The organism is Desulfobulbus elongatus DSM 2908 (assembly GCF_000621145.1).
Lineage (GTDB): Bacteria > Desulfobacterota > Desulfobulbia > Desulfobulbales > Desulfobulbaceae > Desulfobulbus > Desulfobulbus elongatus.
In genome coordinates this window covers 1-18,013 of sequence record NZ_JHZB01000027.1, presented here as the reverse complement: position 1 = coordinate 18,013, position 18,013 = coordinate 1, and the positions used below count along the sequence as shown (strand labels likewise).

Genomic DNA, 18,013 nt, shown 5'->3' with positions numbered 1-18,013 from the left:
GCGTTCGAGTCCGGGATCTGTTTTTCGCTGTAGCCGGCCATTTTTCGAGGGTTCAATTTGATTGACGGCAACTGTTTTCTCTGGTGTAGTCAATAAACGGGACCGAACCGGAAGTGGGCGGAGCGCAGGGCCTGCCGGCAGGATGTCCGGCCCAAAACCCGCGCGGCCACGCCTCCTTCGCCATGGTGGCGCCGGTTCGGCAAGCCCTTGGTCGGCGCGCCTTGAGAGACAGGGGCGCAGCTAGTGACATGGGGGCCGGTCTTCATTCTTCCGTCGCGAGGAGCGCTATGAAACAGGTCGTCATCGATCAGTACGAATGCATTGGTTGCGGTGCTTGCGTTGAACTCTGTCCGGACATTTTCGCCTTCAACGACGACGAGAACAAGGCCTACGTTGTAACCCCCGAGGGAGGTGACCAGGCCTGCATCGACGAGGCGATCGCCTCGTGTCCGGCGAGTTGCATCAGCGAGGAAGAGATTTAGGGGATCGCTGTTCTTCCGGACACGATCCCGCCTCTTCCGGCCGAAGGCGGCAGAATATACGGTGACGGAAAAGCGGACATGTTCCGGTGCCGTACATCGGGCTCGCCGGCATGACGCGGGCGCGTTTTCGCGCGGCCTGCCGGGCTTTTCCGCGCCTGCCGCCTGGAGGAGGCAGGGGTGCGTGTCCATGCAGCCGTGAACAAATCACCGAAGGAGGGGAGCATGGATCGATTCTTTCAGCAGATCGTGGAGAACAGCCCGGATGCCATTCTCATAGCCGACCGCGACGGCCGCATCCGTTTCTGGAATTCAGGGGCGGAGCGGATGTTCGGCTATGCCGCCACCGAGGCATCGGGCCGTTCCCTCGACCTCATCATCCCGGAAAATCTGCGTGCACGGCACTGGCAGGGCTATGGTCGCGTGATGGAGACGGGGCGGACGAACTACCTGTCGGCTCTGCTCGCCTCGCCCGGCGTGCGCAAGGATGGCAGCCGTCTTTCCCTGGAATTCAGCATCGTGCTGTTGCGCGATGAACAGGGGGCGATGGCCGGCTGCGCCGCGATCATGCGGGATGTGACCGCCCGCTGGCAGAAAGAGAAGGAACTCAAACAGCGGCTGGCCGCCTGCGAAAGCGGGCGCACGGACCGCTCCGCCTGAAGATCCGGGAAGGACGCGGGGCTTCCCAGCCCGAACGATGTGCGTTTTTCCATCGCGGTCCGGGAGGAATCCCGGACGAATCCCCCCCTTTTTCCCGCAAAAGCGAGGTGCGCCATGCAGCGAAGAAAGATCAGGGACAATATCCACTGGCTGGGTGCCATCGACTGGGACCGGCGCCTGTTCGACGCGCTCATCCCCCTGCCCGACGGAACGTCGTACAACGCCTACCTCATCCGGGGCAGCGCCGGGATCGCCCTGCTCGACACGGTCGACCCGGCCATGGCCGATCAACTCATGCGGCAGTTGGACGGGGTGGCCGCCATCGATTACATCGTCTGCCACCATGCGGAACAGGATCATTCCGGGGCCCTTCCCATGGTGCTCGAACGGTTTCCGCAGGCCAGGGTGCTGGCCACTCCCAAGGCCAAGGCCCTGCTCGTCGACCATCTGCATCTGCCGGAGGACGTTTTTGTGACTGTCGCCGACGGGGAGACGCTCTCGCTCGGCGACAAAACCCTGCGTTTCATCCACACGCCATGGGTGCACTGGCCGGAAACCATGGTCACCTACCTGGTCGAGGACCGACTGCTGTTCAGCTGCGATTTTTTCGGCGCGCACCGGGCCACCAACGATCTGTTCGTCGGCGATCAGGGCCTGGTGCACGAGGCGGCCAAGCGCTACTTCGGCGAGATCATGCAACCCTTTCGGACGGCTATCGCGAAGAACCTGGAAAAACTGGCCGGCCTGCCCATTGAGATGATCGCGCCGAGCCACGGGCAGATCTACGACCGGCCTTCGTGGATCATCGAGGCTTATCGCGATTGGGTCCTGGGCCCGCCCCGCAACCTCGTCGTTTTCCCCTTCATCAGCATGCACGGCAGCACCCGGCTGCTCGTCGACCGTCTGACCGCGGCCCTGACCGAGCGGGGCGTCACGGTCGAATTGTTCAACCTCGCGGTCACCGACATCGGCAAGCTGGCCATGGCGCTGGTCGACGCGGCCACCATCGTCGTCGGCACCCCGACCGTCCTGGGCGGACCGCATCCGCTGGTGGCGCATGCCGCCTTCCTGGCCAACGCCCTGCGCCCGAAGGCCCGGTATCTTTCCGTTGTCGGTTCCTATGGCTGGGGCGGCAAGGCGGTGGAAACCCTGGCCGGAATGATCCCCAACCTCAAGGTCGAGGTACTGGAGCCGGTGCTGTGCAAGGGCCTGCCCGATCAGGCCGCATTTACTGCCCTTGAACGGCTGGCCGACGAGATCGCCCGCAGGCACGGGGAAAGCGGGCTGCAATGAGAGACGCCGCCGCAACGGCCGGCGACGGAGAGGCCATGCCGCGCATCGCCATCAAGCGGGTTTATGATCCCGTCGACCGGAACGACGGCGTCCGGGTGCTGGTCGATCGCCTCTGGCCGCGGGGCATTTCGAAGGAAGCGCTCAAGGCCGACCACTGGCTGCGCGAGGCCGCCCCGAGCGACGAACTGCGCCGATGGTTCAACCACGACCCCGAGCGGTGGGAGGCGTTCAGGCAGCGCTATGTCGACGAGGTGCGCGCCAAACCCGAGGTGGTCGATTTCCTGCTCGAACTGGCCCGAGGGGAGAGGGGGGTGGTCCTGCTCTTTTCCGCCCGCGACCCGCACTGCAACCAGGCGGTGGCCCTGCAACGCTATCTGTCGTCCCTGATCGGGGATGGTGATGGCGCCAGCCGGGCAGGCGACCGCTGAACCGGTCCGGAAGGATATGCCGCAGGTGGGAAAAGTGACGCCGGTGCGGTGTATGGGGCGTCTCTCAGGGAGAGAAAAATTTCGTCCACATGAACGAAATAGGCATCACCATGAATAATCCGGGCAGCATGCTGAGGATGGGCACCTGGACCAAGCCGAGTTGGCGCAACCCCGTTCCCAGCATGATGATGCCGCCGCAGACGGAGAAATCGGCAAACATGGTGGGCGTGATCAGCGGCACCAGGGTGGTTGCCAGCATCAGGATCGCGGTCTGGATGGCGAATTGAGGCAGGGCCAGCACGCCTATGACCCCGCCGATATTGGCCGCGAACACGATGGCGGTGAAAAAATCCAGCAGGGCCTTGATGAACAGCAGGGAGGGATCCCTGGTGATGCCTTCCTGCATGGGGCCCATGATGCCCAGACTGCTGACGCAAAACAGAACGGTGACGACGGCGAACTGGTCGCGGAAGGCCTGGCCGGCGATATTCGATGCGGTTTGTTTGTTGGGGCGGAACAGATCCACGGCCTTGAAGGCGAGCCGCATGACAAGGGATTCGATCCGGCAGGTTTCTCCCAGGAGCGCGCCGAAAAGGAGCGCGAGGATGACCGGGGGGAGCGATTGCCCTTTTGAGATCATGAACACGCCGATCCCCAGGGCGATGCAGCCAAAGACAAAATTGATCTTGGTGCGGAATTCCGGGGAGAGCAGCCGGCCGCCGAGGGAGCCGATGACGGCACCGGTGACGATGCCTGCGCTGTTGATGATTGGTCCGAGCATGACGAAACGACCTGAATGGTTCCCCGTGGCCGAAGAGGGGCGTTGAAACTGCATGAAGCGGGCGAATGGCCGCACGTCGCCGTGCGACCGCTGAGACTAGCCGGGCTGGGAGGGTAAAACCTCCGTGCAATTCCGCCTGGCCGGCTCCCCTTTGTCATCTCCCGGGCCGGAACGGCCGGCCCCGCCCGTTGCCGCACGGATCGAATGACAGACCACCTTGGGTTGGATCTGTCAAGAACGATTCATTCGGCATTGCCCGTCAGAATTGCCCGAAGTCGTCGATATTCTTCCTCGGTAATTTCACCCTTGGCCAGCCTGCTGTCGAGAATCATCAGGGAATCACGGGTATCGCGCTCCTTGAAGGATGTGAATTTCCTGGAGACAAAAAATTTATAGAGGAGGATGATGAGCGCAATGAGCAGGAGGACGTTGGCAACGGCGCCGAAAACGCCTCCCCCCATGAAATGCTGTCCCCATCCGGTGATGCAATGCGCACCTTGTTGCAGCATGACGTGCCCCGTGTTCGTCCTGCCGGGCGGGGCTGCCGGCAATGCTCTCTTGCCGCAGGCCCGCCCGGCCAGTCCATGTTACATGTGATGAAAACCACCACCGCTTTGATGATGCTCCCCTGTGCCGTTCATCATCGACCCGTGCATGAATCCATGCGGGCCGGGGCCGTATCCGCAGGGTTCACCGGCCATCATGCCGCCATGCCCCATCCAGGCCACGTTGTATTTTTCGGCCTGTTGACGCAATTCGTCGTGTCCCCTGGTGATGTTCTCGCTTAACGTCCGTATCCGTTTGGCATCGGGCGAGTTCGAGTTGATCAGGGCCTGAAGCTCGGCCCTGTCCGCGGCCAGATTGGAGCGCAGGGTCGCTGTCTGGTCGTAGTAGGCCTGCTGATCGGCAGTGTTGGCCACGGCTGTCCCCGCAGAAGCGGCATAGGCACTGGTGGCAAGGACCGCGGCGGCGAAGAGCATGCCAGCGACAAGATTCATTTTTTTCATGATGTGTACCTCCATTGTTCGAGTGAAAAGGAATGGGTTGCATCCTTTATAGCAGTTGCCGTGCCAGATGATATTTTTCAGATTATCTGTATGATATTTTTATAATATTTTGGACAGATCCCCGCTGGGTACGGAAAAACGGTTGCTCAAATTCTGATCGATGTCTAATTTTTGCTCGCTATCCTTCGCTGTGGCGTCTAAAATTTAATCACCCGCTGAGAGCGGGCGGTCCTCTTGAACGATCGAATGCAGAGTTTGCCGATGCAACAGAAGAAAATCTACGCCCCCTCCTGGTTGATTATCGGGATCAGTCTGGTGCTCATGATCGTCGTCTTGATCATGGGAGCCATGACGCATGAACGGGAAAAACAATCGGTGACGGCGCTGCTTCAGGAGAAGGGAGCGGCCTTGATCCAGGCCTTTGAGGCGGGGGCGCGCACCGGCATGATGGGGCTGTTGGGCGACGAGGCGCATCTGCAGGCTCTGCTGGAGGAAACGGCCCGGAGGTCGGACATTCGATTTATCGCATTGGTCGATGCGCACGGATATGTTCTCGCCGGCAGCGAGAAACAACGGGCTGGCGTCACGGTTGCGGATTTTGCCATCGGGAACGCCTTTGCCCCGAACGACACGGCCCAGTGGCGAATCCGGACAGATGCGCAGCAGGGCCGGGTGTTTGAAGTGTACAAGCGCTTTCTGCCCACCGGCGACGACGGCGGGGGGCATGCGCATCACATGGAGCACATGACCGGCATGGGCCATCATGCGGAGATGGAATGCGCATCGACCTGGATCCGCGACATGCCGAGGAAGGCCATCCTCGATGCGGAGAACCGGCCCACCATTGTCATCGGCATGGATATCAGGCCCTATGAAGCGGCTATTGCCGATGAAGCCCGCCATAACATCATCACGGCGGCCATCGTTTTTCTTGTGGCCCTGGCCGGGGTCGTCTCCCTGTTCTGGGCCCAAAATTATTGGCGCGGCCGCAAGCTGTTGGGGGATACCCGTGCCGTTGCCTCCGAGATTGTCCGGAGCCTGCCGGTCGGCATGGTGGTGGTGGGCAGTACGAACACGATTCTGTACATTAACGAGGTCGCCTGTTCGCTTTTGTCCGTCCCGGCACCCATGACCGAAGGGACACCGGCAAGCGAACTGCTTCCGCCGTCACTGGTCCGTCTTCATGCGGAGGCGACCGGACAAAAATCGCGCGGGGAGCAGGAACTGACCTTGACGACCGCGGATCATCAGCATGCTGTGGTCAATGTCAGCACCTCGACGGTCTTTGGCGAAGAAGGGCAGTATATCGGCTATATGTTCATTCTTCAGGACGTCACCGACCTGCGCAATCTGGAACGCGGTATCAGGCAGCGGGAAAAATTGGCCGCGATCGGCGATCTGGCGGCGGGCATCGCCCATGAAATACGCAATCCGCTCAGTTCGATCAAGGGATACGTGACCTACTTCGGGAGCCTGTTCGCCGAAGGAAGCGAAAACAGGGAGGCGGCCGCCGTCATGGCGGGAGAAGTGGATCGGGTGAACCGCGTGATTTCGGAACTGCTCGAGTTTGCCCGGCCATCGGACCTCAGGCTGCAACCGACCGACCTGCACACGCTTCTCGACCACGCCCTCCATATCATCGCGCACGATCTGCAGGGGGCCCATATCCGGGTCAATGCCCAGCTGCCGCCGGATCTTCCGCCGGTTGACATTGATCCCGACCGGATGACGCAGGTCCTGCTGAATATCTTGCTCAATGCGATCCAGGCGATGCCGCAGGGCGGAACGCTCACGGTCACCGCGCAGGCGGAGGAAGGAAGACTTGCGATTCGACTGGCCGACACGGGCGAAGGCATTGCCGAGGAGGATCAGGCCAATATCTTCAACCCCTATTTCACCACCAAGAAAAACGGAACGGGCCTGGGCCTGGCCATTGTCCATAAAATCGTGGAGGATCACGGCGGCAGCATACAGGTGTGCAGCGCCTTGGGCGAGGGAACCGCTCTGATCATTCTGCTGCCCCTGCGGCGAGCAAAGGACGCTTGACATGAAGGGGACCATCTTGATCGTTGACGACGATGCGGCCCACCTCCGCATGCTGCAAACCGTCCTGGGCAGTCTGGGGCATGCGGTGATCCCGGCCACGGACGGAAGCGAGGCAATTGGTATCGCCGGGGAAAAGCCGTGCGATCTCATCCTCATGGATGTACGCATGACCAATGTGAATGGCATAGAGGCCCTCCGGCGGATCAAGGCGATCAATCCCGCCATCCCGGTTGTCATCATGACCGCGTATTCCTCGGTGGATACCGCCGTGGAGGCCATGAAACTGGGGGCCTATGATTATCTGACCAAGCCGCTGAACTTCGAGGAGATGAAGCTGGTCATCGAACGGGCCATGGAACATCTGCACCTCGCGCTGGAAAACCGTTCCCTCAAACAGAAGATGGGGTTGGACAAGAGTTTCGCTGAGATCATCGGTTCGAGCAGGGCCATGGAAAAGGTGGTCGAGATGGCCCGCATTGTCGCTCCCACCGAGGCGACCGTCCTGATCACCGGCGAGAGCGGGACCGGCAAGGAATTGTTCGCCAAGGCCATCCACGCCAACAGCGAACGCGGGAAGGGGCCGCTGGTCACGGTCAATTGCGCGGCCCTGACGGAAACCTTGCTGGAATCGGAACTTTTCGGGCATGAAAAGGGCACGTTTACCGGTGCCGACAGGCAACGGAACGGCCGGTTCGTGCAGGCGCACAAGGGCACGATTTTTCTGGACGAAGTCGGCGAAATTCCCCTCGCCATGCAGGCAAAGATCCTGCGCGCCATTCAGGAGCGGGAAATTCAGCGTCTGGGCAGCGACGAGGTTCAGCATGTCGATGTCCGGATCATTGCCGCAACAAACCGCAATCTGGAGGAAGAGGTCCGGAAGGGGACGTTTCGCGAGGACCTTTTCTATCGTCTGAATGTCATGAACATCCATATACCGCCCCTGCGGCAGCGCATGACGGACATCTCTCTGTTGGCGCAGCATTTCCTGCAGAAGTACGTGCAAAAGAACCGGAAGGAAATCAAGGGGTTCTCTCCTGCGGCCATGGACGTGCTCACGCATGCCTCATGGCCGGGCAACGTCCGGGAGCTGGAGAACGTGGTTGAACGGGCGGTGATCCTGGCCATGAATCCGTATATTTCCGAAAAGGATCTGCCGCAAACATTGACCGCAGGCTCCCCGGTTTCTTCCGGCGCGCAGCCCGCGCCCGGCGCCCTGGGAGGAAAATCGCTTGAAGAAATAGAAAGTCAGGCGATCAAAGAGACCCTGGAAAAGACCGAGGGCAACAAGAGCGAAGCGGCAAAATTGCTCAATATCACCAGAACAACACTTAATAATAAATTAAAAAAATACAATATATTGTCGTGATCGATGAAATGGGGCGGGATGTGGGGGGCGCCATGCCCTGAAACGAAACAAGCACCCGGCAGGGGGGGCCGGGTGCTTGTTATGAATGGTGGGCCGTTAGGGATTCGAACCCCAGACCAATTGATTAAGAGTCAACTGCTCTACCAGCTGAGCTAACGGCCCAAGTCAGAAAATCAAAGAAAAGGCAATCCGCCAGCGGCAGGAATTGCGAGCGCCTTTAATAGCACACCCGATCGGCAGCGTCAAGAGGGAAGCTCCGATAAAACCGCCTTGGCGGCGTCGGTTGCCGCCTTCTCCGGGCCGGGGCAGTGTTCCGTTCAAAAACCTGGAGAAATAACCCTTGACTTTCTGCCTTGTTAGCCTACTTTCATAGCATCTGTCCTTTTTACGCGTAAGGAGAATTTTTTTCTGTATGGAAACTGTGGAGCCGTCGTCGGCCGGCCCGGCGCCCTCTGGAGAGGAACCCCCTAGTAAGCCGTTCAAGTCATTTTTCGAAAAAGTCAAATCCATCCTCGGTTTTCGTGGCGCTCCCGATACCACCGAAGAGCTGGAGCACGAAATCCAGGAACTGCTGGAAGAGGGCGAGGAGCAGGGGTTGATCTCGGTCCACGAGGAGCAGATGATCAATTCCATCTTCGATTTCCGCGAGACCATCGCCTCCGAGATCATGACGCCGTCGGCGGAAATGGTCTGCGCCGAGCTGAACACCTCTGTGCCGGAACTCATCCGGCTGATCAACGAAGAAGGCTATACCCGGGTTCCCGTCTACGAAGGCACCCCCGACCAGATCATCGGCATTCTTCACGCCAAGGACCTGCTGCGCATCTGCGCCCGCGGCACCGACGACGCCCAGGTCGATCTCAAGGAATTTCTCAATCCCGTCGCCTTCATTCCCGAGTCCAAACCGATCACCGAACTGCTGCGCGAGTTCCAGTCGAAGAAAACCCATATGGCCATCGTGGTCGACGAGTTCGGTGGGGTGCGGGGACTGGTGACCTTCGAGGACGTGATCGAGGAGATCGTCGGCGAGATCGGCGACGAGCACGACGAAGAAGACAGCGACCTGCGGGTGGTGGACGAGCGCACGGTCATCGTCGATGCCAAGATCGACATCGAGGAGGTGGAAACCCACTTCGGGTTGAGACTGCCGGAAGGTCCCTACGAATCCGTGGGCGGGTTCATCATTCATCGCCTGGGCAAGGTGCCCCAGATCGGCGCGCTGGTGCAGGAGAACGGCTTGTCTTTCAAGGTGCTCGGCGCCGATCCGCGCCGGATCAAGAGTGTCCGCATAGTCCGCAACGATGATACCCAGCCGCAAAGCTAATGGTGCTGCGGTCCTGATCCTGGCGACCCTCGGGTCCGCCGGCCTGCTTGCTGCGGCCATGCCGGGCCGGGTCGGCTGGTGGCCGCTGCTGTTCGTCGGGCTCGCGCCCCTGCTCCTCTTCATTTACCATGCCCGTCCCGGCCGCAGTCTTGTGGCCGGATTTCTTTTCGGCCTGGTCTATCACCTGGCCCTGCTCTACTGGATTCTGATCGTTCTCGGCCGCTACGGCGGCCTGCCGCTGGGCCTTGCTTTGCCGGCCCTGGTACTGCTGGCCTCCTACATGGCCTGCTTTCCGGCGGTCTGCTGCTGTGTACTCAGCTTGATCGCCGGCCGCCACCGGCAGCGTTCGATGGCCGCGCTGGTGTGGACCGCACCGGTGGCCTGGGTCGGGTTTGAGTTCCTCCGCTCGGTGCTGTTCACCGGCTTTCCCTGGATGGATCTCGGCTACGGCCTGTTCGGCCAGCCCGTGCTGATCCAGGCGGCCGATCTCGGCGGCCACCATCTGCTCACCTTCGCCCTGGTGCTCTGCAACGGCCTGGCGGCGGCCGGTCTCGACCGGTGCCGCCGCGACTCTGCCCAGCGCGATCTTCAAGCGCGATGGCCGCTGCTGGCGGCCGTCGCCATCCTGCTCGGCATCGGCGGCTATTCGGCGGTGCGGCAGCAGACCCTGGCCGCGGCCCTGCCCCGGGCGCACCAGGCGCGGGTGGCCGTGGTCCAGGGTAACATCGACCAGGCCATCAAATGGTCGTCGGCCACCAGGGCGGCCACGGTCGATGCCTATCTCAGGCTTTCACAGCGGACGGTGCAGGAGGAGGGCGCCGAACTAGTGGTCTGGCCGGAAACGGCCCTGCCGTTCTATCCTCAGAGAGATCCCCTGATCAACCGGGTGGTCGATTTCGCCACGGCCAACACCACCTGGCTGCTCACCGGCGCGCCGCTGTACACCGTGGATTCCCGGGAAGACGGCACTGAGCGGGTGCGCTACTGGAACGGCGCCCTGCTCCTGGGGCCCGGCGGCCGGGTCGACGGGACCTACGCCAAGCAGCACCTGGTGCCCTTCGGCGAATACGTGCCCCTGCGCCGCCTGCTTCCCTTCCTGCAGCCGCTGGTGGTCAATATCGACGATTTCTCGGCCGGGACCGAAAAGGAGCCGCTGGTTCTGGGCGCGATGCGGCTGGGGATGCTGATCTGCTACGAGTCCATTTTCCCCGATATTGCCCGCGAAAGCGTGGATCGGGGCGCCAACCTCCTGGTCAACATCACCAACGACGCCTGGTACGGGCGGTCGAGCGCGCCCCATCAATCCATGGCCATGGCCGTGCTGCGGGCGGTGGAAAACCGGCGCGCCCTGGTCCGTGCCGCCAATACCGGCATCAGCGGCTTTGTCGATCCCCTGGGCCGGATCAGCAACCAGACCGGGATCTTCGTCGAAGCGGCCGAGGTCGCCTCGGTGCCGCTCCTCGAACAGGGCACGGTATTCGGTCGCGGCGGGCACCGGTTCGGGATGGCCTGCGCCGTACTCATCGTTCTGCTGCTGGCGACGAGCCGCTTCCGCCGCAGGTGAGGAGGGCCGCGACGATCATTGCGGCCCTGACGGGCGATCTGTCCGGAAGGAGCCGGTTTTTCATCACTGTGGAGCCTTTCTTCCTTGAGACTTGCTCTCTTTCTGTTTAAAATGCATCTTTTCGTATAAGGCAGCGGACCGGCCGGCGCAGAGCCGTCGGCGCCGCCAGCGCGTTGACCGTAACGAGGCGCCCCTGGGCGGGCTCGTTTCTTTTTTATTTGTTGTTTTCATGTAGTGAGGTGGACCATGGCCGATGTAACCGAATCAGCGGAATCGCGACAATTGCTCGAGAGCCTGAAGGGCCGGATGCACGTGCTCAAGGAGCATCTTTGACTTGGATGGCAAGCGCGAACAGGTTGAACTGCTGGAACGGCAGACGGTCAGCCCCAATTTCTGGGACAATCAGGCCGAAGCCAAACGGGTGCAGCGCCAGTTGGGCCAGTTGCAGGATCTGATCGGCATCTGGGACAAGAACTACACCGATCTCGACGATACCGGCATGCTGCTCGACATGGCGGTCGAGGAGAACGACGAGGAAACCTACAAAGAGGTCGTCACCAGTCTGGACGGATTGCGCCGCCGTATCGACCAGGTGGAACTGGAATGCATGTTCTCCAGCGAGCACGACGCCAACAATGCCATCCTCACCATCCATGCCGGCGCTGGCGGCACCGAGGCCCAGGACTGGGTCGGCATACTGCTGCGCATGTATCTGCGCTGGGCGGAAAGCAAGGGTTTCAAGGCCGACATCCTCGACCTGCTGCCCGGTGACGAGGCCGGCACCAAGAGCGTCACCATCATGGTCAAGGGCAAGTACGCCTATGGTTATCTCCGCTCGGAAGTGGGCATCCACCGGCTGGTGCGTATCTCGCCTTTCGACGCCAGCGGCCGGCGGCACACCTCCTTTGCCTCGGTGATGGTCATGCCCGAGTTGGACGACGATGTCGACATCGAGATCAACGACAAGGATATCCGCATCGATACCTACCGGGCCAGCGGCTCCGGCGGCCAGCACGTCAACAAGACCGACTCGGCCATCCGCATCACCCACTTCCCCACCGGGATCGTGGTCCAGTGCCAGAACGAGCGCAGCCAGCACAGCAATAAGGCCACGGCCATGAAAATGCTGATGGCCCGGTTGTACGAGCGGGAGAAGGAGGAGCAACAACGCACCCAGGAGAGTATCCAGGGCGACAAGAAGGACATCGCCTGGGGCAGCCAGATCCGCTCCTACGTGCTCCAGCCCTACCGCCTGATCAAGGATCACCGCACCAACACCGAGGACGGCAATGTCGACGCGGTTCTCGATGGTCGGCTCGATCCCTTCATCAAGGCCTTCCTGCTCTGGCAGCCCTGAGGCCGGCGCCGAAGAGGCCATGATCAGCACCATCCGGGAACAGCAGGAAGCGCAGGAACGGGCAGTCCTGTCGCCGTATGCCTGCCTGAGCAGCCGGTCGCGGGGACGGATGACCGCGGAGGAGGACTGCCATCTGCGCACCGCCTTCCAGCGCGACCGGGACCGGATCATCCATTCCAAAACCTTCCGCCGGCTGAAGCACAAGACGCAGGTCTTCCTCGCCCCGGCCGGCGACCACTACCGCACCCGCCTGACCCACGTGCTGGAAGTCTCGCAGATCGCCCGCACCTTGGCGGTCTGCCTGCGGCTCAACGAATACCTGACCGAGGCCATCGCCCTGGGCCACGACCTCGGCCACACGCCCTTCGGTCATGCCGGCGAGTTCAGCCTCAACGAACTGCACCCCAAGGGCTTCCAGCACTACCGCCAGAGCCTGCGCATCGTCGATTTCCTCGAAAACGACGGCCGCGGCCTCAATCTCACCTGGGAGGTGCGCAACGGCATCCTCAAGCATTCCAAGGGCTACGGCGAGATCCTCCCGGACGACACCTCGGCGCTGGCCGCCACCCTGGAAGGCCAGTTGGTGCGGGTGGCGGACATCATGGCCTACGTCAACCACGACATGGACGACGCCCTGCGCGGCGGCATGCTCGCCGGCGACGATCTGCCTGCGCATCTGCGGGCGGTGCTGGGCGATCGTTCCTCGCAGCGGATCAACGCCATGGTCGGCGACCTGGTCGCCACCACCCTGGCGCGCGACGACGGCCGGCTCCACCTGAGCGAGCGGATGAACGAGACCATCAACGAACTGCGCGCCTTCCTCTACGACAACGTCTACCGCAACTACCGGGTGCACAACGAGTTCGAGAAGGCGCAGCGGATCATCCGCGACCTGTACGGCTACTTCCTGGAACACGAATTCCCCGACAACGGCATCGGCGCCTGCTGCCGCCTGCGCCAGTCGGTGCAATCGGAGAAGGAAGAACGGCAGCGCCACCGCCAGGTCTGCGACTTCATCGCCGGCATGACCGACCGCTACGCCCTGGCCCTGTACGCGCAGATTTTCATCCCCAAGCCCTGGAGCGTGCTCTAGGGCGGTTCGGGTGCGGCAGCCGGAGGCGCCGGACGTTCTTTCGTCCCGGACTCCGGCGACACACTCATCCTTTCCAACCCTGCCGCCGGCGAGGCGGCGGAAGCAAACCCTATGCAAGCGACCGATTCAGACCATTCCGACAAATACGATCTCCCCAAGGCCTACGAATTCACCGAGGTCGAGCAGCGCTGGTACACCCGCTGGCTCGACGAGAAAACCTTCAGCGCCCGCATGGACGAGGGCAAGCCGGCGTTCGCCATCGTCATCCCGCCGCCCAACGTCACCGGCGTGCTCCACATCGGCCACGCCCTCAACAACACCCTCCAGGATCTCCTGGTCCGCTATCACCGGATGCGCGGCGACAACACCCTGTGGGTGCCGGGCACCGACCATGCCGGCATCGCCACCCAGAACGTGGTCGAGCGCCAGCTGGCCAGCGAAAAGCTGAGCCGGCACGACCTCGGCCGGGAGAAGTTCATCGAGCGGGTCTGGGCCTGGAAGGAGGAGAAGGGCGGCACCATCATCAATCAGCTCAAGCGCATGGGCGCCTCCTGCGACTGGGACCGCGAGCGGTTCACCATGGATGAGGGCCTGTCGCGGGCGGTACGCGAGGTGTTCGTCCGCCTGTACAAGGAGGGGTTGATCTACAAGGGCGACTACATCGTCAACTGGTGCCCGCGTTGCCACACGGCCCTGGCCGACGACGAGGTCGAGCACGATCCCACCGACGGCAAGCTCTACCACATCCGCTACCCCTACGCCGACGGGTCCGGCCACGTGGTGGTCGCCACCACCCGCCCGGAGACCATGCTCGGCGACACGGCGGTGGCCGTGCATCCCGACGACGAGCGCTATCAGCACCTGGCCACCGTCGGCATCAGCCTGCCGCTCACCGGACGCACCATCCCGGTGGTCTTCGATCACCACGTGCAGCGGGAATTCGGCACCGGCGCCCTCAAGGTCACCCCGGCGCACGACCGCGACGACTACGAGATCGGCCTGCGCCACGATCTGCCCCGGCTCAAGGTGATGGACGACCGCGGCGTGATGAACGAGGCGGCCGGCCGCTATGCCGGCCTGGACCGGTTCGCCTGCCGCAAACAGATCGTGGCGGACCTGGAAGAACAGGGCTTTCTCGAGAAAATCGAGGACTACCAGCACGCGGTGGGCAAGTGCTACCGCTGCAGCACGGTGGTGGAGCCGACCACGAGCAAGCAGTGGTTCGTCAGCGTCCGGCCCCTGGCCGACAAGGCGGTGGCCGCCGTGCGCGAAGGGCGGATTGCGCTCTATCCCAACACCTGGTACCGCACCTTCTACAGCTGGATGGACAATATCCGCGACTGGTGCATCTCAAGGCAGATCTGGTGGGGCCACCGCATCCCGGCCTGGACCTGCGAGAGCTGCGGCCAGATGGTCGTTACGGTCGACGACCCGGATGTCTGCCCCTTCTGCGGCTCTACCCGGCTGCACCAGGAAAACGACGTGCTCGACACCTGGTTCAGCTCGGCCCTGTGGCCCTTCTCCACCCTGGGCTGGCCGGAGCGGACCAGGGAGCTGGCCACCTTCTATCCCACTTCGGTACTCATCACCAGTTTCGACATCCTCTTTTTCTGGGTGGCGCGGATGATGATGATGGGGCTGCACTTCATGGACGAGGTCCCTTTCCGCGACGTCTACCTGCACGCCCTTGTGCGCGACAAGCACGGCAAGAAGATGTCCAAGTCCACGGGCAACGTCATCGACCCGCTGGTGATGATTGAGCAGTACGGCACCGACGCCTTCCGCTTCACCCTGACCGCCTTTGCCGCCCAGGGCCGCGAGATCAGGATGGACGAGGAGCGCATCGACGGTTATCGCCGCTTCATCAACAAGCTGTGGAACGCGGCCCGGTTCGCCCAGATGCACCTCAAGGAGGCCGACCCGGCGATCGTCGCCCTGGCGGCCGACACCAGGGGACTGGCCCTGGCGCACCGCTGGATTCTGAGCCGGATCAACGCCACCATCGGCGCGGTGCGGGCGGCGCTCGACGGCTACAACTTCAACGAGGTGGCGCAGGCCAGCTACCAGTTCGTCTGGCACGAGTTCTGCGACTGGTATCTGGAATGGATCAAGGCCGATCTGTCCGGCGGGGACGCGGCCGCCCGCGACCAGGCCAGGGCGGTGCTGCTGGTCGTCCTGGAGCAGGTGCTCAAGCTGATGCACCCGGTGACCCCGTTCGTCACCGAGGAAATCTGGAGCCAGTTGCCCGGCCGGCGCGGCTCGATCATGGTCGAGCCCTTTCCCGAGACCAATCCGGCCTGGGCGGATGAAGAGGCGGAAGGCACGATGAACCTGCTCATGGGTGTCATCTCCGGCCTGCGCACCATCCGTACCGAGGCCGAGGTGCACCCCAGCGCCCGGATCGAGGCCACGCTCATCTGCCCCGACCCAGACAAGCGGCGGATGCTTAATGAATTTTCCGCCGGAGTGCAGGCCATGGTCCGGGCCAATTCATTGACCATCGTCGCCGAGGGCACGGTTCCCGACGATGCCGGCCATGCGTTGGTGCAGGAGGTGGAACTGGTGGTGCCGCTCAAGGGACTGATCGACGTGGTCGGCGAGCTGGACAAGCTGGCCCGGGAGCAGGGCAAGCTGGCCAAGGAGCTGGAACGGGTGGTGGCCAAGCTCGGCACCGAAAAGTTCGTGCGCAACGCGCCCGCGGACGTGGTGGCCAAGGAGCGGGACAAGGAGGCCGAGCTCCGCGCCCGGCTGGCCAAAAACATGGAATCCACCGAACGGCTCTCCAAGCTGCGCTGATATGGACACCTTTCTTCTCGATACGCTCCTGCGGAATTTTCTCGCCGAGGACCTGGAGCACGGCGACATCACCACCGAGGCGATCTTTTCGTCGGAGGACCGGGCACGGGCCTGCTTCATCGCCCGTCACCCCATGACCGTGGTGGGCATGGCCAGCGTGGCCACGCGGGTTTTCCAGTTGCTCGATCCCGCCGTGGCCTGCACCGGGGCCGTGGCCGACGGCAGCCGGGTGGACAGGGGCGAGGTGCTGCTGTGTCTTAGCGGCGCCACCCGCACCCTGCTGCGGGGCGAGCGCGTGGCGCTCAACCTGGCGCAGCGGCTCTGCGGCATCGCCACCCTGACCTCGGCCTTTGCCGATGCGGTCAAGCACACCAGGGCGAAAATCGTCGATACCCGCAAAACCACGCCGGGGCTGCGTCTTCTGGAAAAATACGCGGTGCGGGCCAGCGGCGGCCGCAACCACCGCTACAGTCTGAGCGACGGCGTGCTGATCAAAGACAACCACATCGCCGCCTGCGGCTCGATCACCGAGGCGGTGCGCCGCATGCGCGCCAGGGTGCCGCACACCATCAACGTCGAGGTGGAAACCGACACGCTCGCCCAAGTGGAGGAATGCCTGGCCTGCGGCGTCGGGGTGATCATGCTCGACAACATGGACCTCGCCACCATGCGCCGGGCGGTGGAGCTGATCGACGGCCGGGCGATCATCGAGGCCTCGGGCGGGGTCAACCTGGAAACCGTGCGCGGCATCGCCGAAACCGGGGTGGACATCATCTCGGTGGGCGCGCTCACCCACAGCGCCCGCGCCTGCGACATCGGCATGGACTGGTGGGAATGAGGCGCTGCCGGTTCCTCGTTCCGGCGCCCGGCTCAGCGTAACCAGGCTCTTTTTTTTTTCGGTTTATTACCGCCCCAGAGGCCTGTTGCGAAAGCCACTTGGAGCTGAGGCGCCGTCTGGATGAACTGCATCTGGAGCGTCCATTCTGGGCGCACATATGTTGCGCGATTAGGTGAACAGGGCTGTCAATTTTTTTGTCTTGACCCAGACAGGCAACCCATCGATTTTATGGTGCTCCAGGCAGGATTCGAACCTGCGGCACCAGGATTAGGAATCAGTTTTTCGCTGATCATCAACCACATAACATACTAATATCGTTCGATTTAAAAACGATCCGATATTCGAATTTTACTCTCCTACAGCTTGTTTCAAGCGCCTTCGGTGGGGTTTTCCCACACGATTTCCCACACAGCCAATTAGCACTTCATCAGACAAATCAGTCACTTGGAGCGATCCACTTCGATGAAATTTGCCACGATTCCGACTCGACCACCGACAACCTGCCGCTAGCTTCGGGCCAGCTTCCGGCGTCTGCCGGTGCTGGCAGGAGCGGCGGCAGGGGGGCTGGGGGAGAGTCGGCCGCTAGGCCGATGCCCCCAGATAGCGGCTACCGCCGCGTAGACACACAGGATTGCTGCGCGAAGCAGAGTTTTGATGGGGAGCATCCGACAGTTATGCGCATCATTTGATCCTTTTGAGCGTAACAGCGCTATACTGCGGCTGTTTTCTGTTAACGGCCTGATGCATCTCAAAAACATCGTCGAATTTTGCATTGTATTTGGCGCAGCGCAGCTTGAGCACATTATTGGCGTTGTCAATCTTCCACCAGGCCCCCGAACGTTTCAGTCGCACGTGGCAGATAAACTTGTTGGCACTCTCAATAGCTCCGCTCCCCAGCGGATAACCGCCACGACGTAATTTGCCGTAGTCAATGCGCGCCTTGTTGCCCTTGAGATACCCGACAAGTTTGGCGCGTGCTGT

General features: G+C 62.1%; 15 protein-coding genes, 1 tRNA gene and 1 pseudogene. 12 read left to right on the top strand and 5 right to left on the bottom strand.

The features are described from left to right. Nucleotides 1–287 precede the first annotated feature (287 nt). The 4 genes from Q362_RS0112975 (at nucleotide 288) to Q362_RS20580 (ending at nucleotide 2,860) form a co-directional block, all read left to right on the top strand. On the top strand, nucleotides 288–482 hold the full coding sequence (locus tag Q362_RS0112975; protein WP_028319044.1) for a ferredoxin: 195 nt from the start codon (nucleotides 288–290) through the stop codon (nucleotides 480–482). 222 nt (nucleotides 483–704) lie between these two features. Then, on the top strand, nucleotides 705–1,139 hold the full coding sequence (locus tag Q362_RS0112970) for a PAS domain-containing protein (RefSeq protein WP_028319043.1): 435 nt from the start codon (nucleotides 705–707) through the stop codon (nucleotides 1,137–1,139). A gap of 114 nt (nucleotides 1,140–1,253) precedes the next feature. Continuing rightward, nucleotides 1,254–2,432, top strand: a complete 1,179-nt coding sequence (locus Q362_RS0112965; protein ID WP_028319042.1) for an FprA family A-type flavoprotein — start codon at nucleotides 1,254–1,256, stop codon at nucleotides 2,430–2,432. After that, nucleotides 2,429–2,860 carry a DUF488 domain-containing protein gene (locus tag Q362_RS20580; protein WP_245590225.1) on the top strand — a complete coding sequence of 144 codons (432 nt, stop codon included), beginning with the start codon at nucleotides 2,429–2,431 and terminating at the stop codon, nucleotides 2,858–2,860. Before Q362_RS0112965 ends, Q362_RS20580 begins: the two co-directional genes overlap by 4 nt. Before the next feature lie 64 nt (nucleotides 2,861–2,924). Here the strand turns inward: Q362_RS20580 and Q362_RS0112955 are convergent, their stop codons facing one another. The 3 genes from Q362_RS0112955 to Q362_RS0112945 all read right to left on the bottom strand — a co-directional run bounded on the left by Q362_RS0112955 (nucleotide 2,925) and on the right by Q362_RS0112945 (nucleotide 4,648). Then, complete coding sequence (locus Q362_RS0112955; protein WP_028319041.1) at nucleotides 2,925–3,641, bottom strand: DUF554 domain-containing protein; 717 nt, start codon at nucleotides 3,639–3,641, stop codon at nucleotides 2,925–2,927. A 242-nt stretch (nucleotides 3,642–3,883) separates the two neighbouring features. After that, a complete protein-coding gene (locus Q362_RS0112950) occupies nucleotides 3,884–4,150 on the bottom strand; it encodes an SHOCT domain-containing protein (RefSeq protein ID WP_051554280.1) in 267 nt (88 codons plus the stop codon). A 78-nt stretch (nucleotides 4,151–4,228) separates the two neighbouring features. Beyond that, a complete protein-coding gene (locus Q362_RS0112945) occupies nucleotides 4,229–4,648 on the bottom strand; it encodes a hypothetical protein (RefSeq protein WP_157470107.1) in 420 nt (139 codons plus the stop codon). Nucleotides 4,649–4,909: 261 nt separating this feature from the next. Between Q362_RS0112945 and Q362_RS0112940 the strand changes: the two genes are divergently transcribed. Together Q362_RS0112940 and Q362_RS0112935 are read left to right on the top strand one after the other, a co-directional pair. Beyond that, nucleotides 4,910–6,694: an ATP-binding protein gene (locus Q362_RS0112940; protein WP_169737423.1), complete on the top strand. Its 1,785-nt coding sequence runs from the start codon at nucleotides 4,910–4,912 to the stop codon at nucleotides 6,692–6,694. Nucleotide 6,695: 1 nt separating this feature from the next. Continuing rightward, entirely contained in the window at nucleotides 6,696–8,060 is a 1,365-nt protein-coding gene (locus Q362_RS0112935; RefSeq protein ID WP_028319037.1) for a sigma-54-dependent transcriptional regulator, read from the top strand. A gap of 86 nt (nucleotides 8,061–8,146) precedes the next feature. Here Q362_RS0112935 and Q362_RS0112930 read toward each other — a convergent pair. Next, nucleotides 8,147–8,222 (bottom strand) — tRNA-Lys (locus Q362_RS0112930). Between the two features lie 250 nt (nucleotides 8,223–8,472). On the opposite strand from Q362_RS0112930, the gene Q362_RS0112925 reads away from it, so the two are divergent. From Q362_RS0112925 to nadC, 6 genes are all read left to right on the top strand, one after another. Then, entirely contained in the window at nucleotides 8,473–9,384 is a 912-nt protein-coding gene (locus Q362_RS0112925; RefSeq protein WP_035216667.1) for a hemolysin family protein, read from the top strand. Next, nucleotides 9,362–10,948, top strand: a complete 1,587-nt coding sequence (gene lnt, locus Q362_RS20575) for an apolipoprotein N-acyltransferase (RefSeq protein ID WP_051554277.1) — start codon at nucleotides 9,362–9,364, stop codon at nucleotides 10,946–10,948. Before Q362_RS0112925 ends, lnt begins: the two co-directional genes overlap by 23 nt. 246 nt (nucleotides 10,949–11,194) lie before the next feature. Further along, nucleotides 11,195–12,305 (top strand): peptide chain release factor 2 gene (prfB, locus tag Q362_RS20570; RefSeq protein WP_157470106.1). Its coding sequence is split into 2 segments (ribosomal slippage): nucleotides 11,195–11,278 and nucleotides 11,280–12,305, totalling 1,110 coding nucleotides; the frame shifts between segments, so codons are not numbered across the junction. Between the two features lie 19 nt (nucleotides 12,306–12,324). Next, a complete protein-coding gene (locus tag Q362_RS0112910) occupies nucleotides 12,325–13,398 on the top strand; it encodes a deoxyguanosinetriphosphate triphosphohydrolase (RefSeq protein ID WP_035216666.1) in 1,074 nt (357 codons plus the stop codon). 111 nt (nucleotides 13,399–13,509) lie between these two features. Next, entirely contained in the window at nucleotides 13,510–16,194 is a 2,685-nt protein-coding gene (locus Q362_RS0112905; protein WP_028319034.1) for a valine--tRNA ligase, read from the top strand. A gap of 1 nt (nucleotide 16,195) precedes the next feature. Continuing rightward, nucleotides 16,196–17,032: a carboxylating nicotinate-nucleotide diphosphorylase gene (gene nadC / locus Q362_RS0112900; RefSeq protein ID WP_028319033.1), complete on the top strand. Its 837-nt coding sequence runs from the start codon at nucleotides 16,196–16,198 to the stop codon at nucleotides 17,030–17,032. 681 nt (nucleotides 17,033–17,713) lie between these two features. Here nadC and Q362_RS20565 read toward each other — a convergent pair. Beyond that, a pseudogene (locus tag Q362_RS20565) lies at nucleotides 17,714–18,013 on the bottom strand (hypothetical protein); the annotation flags it as partial.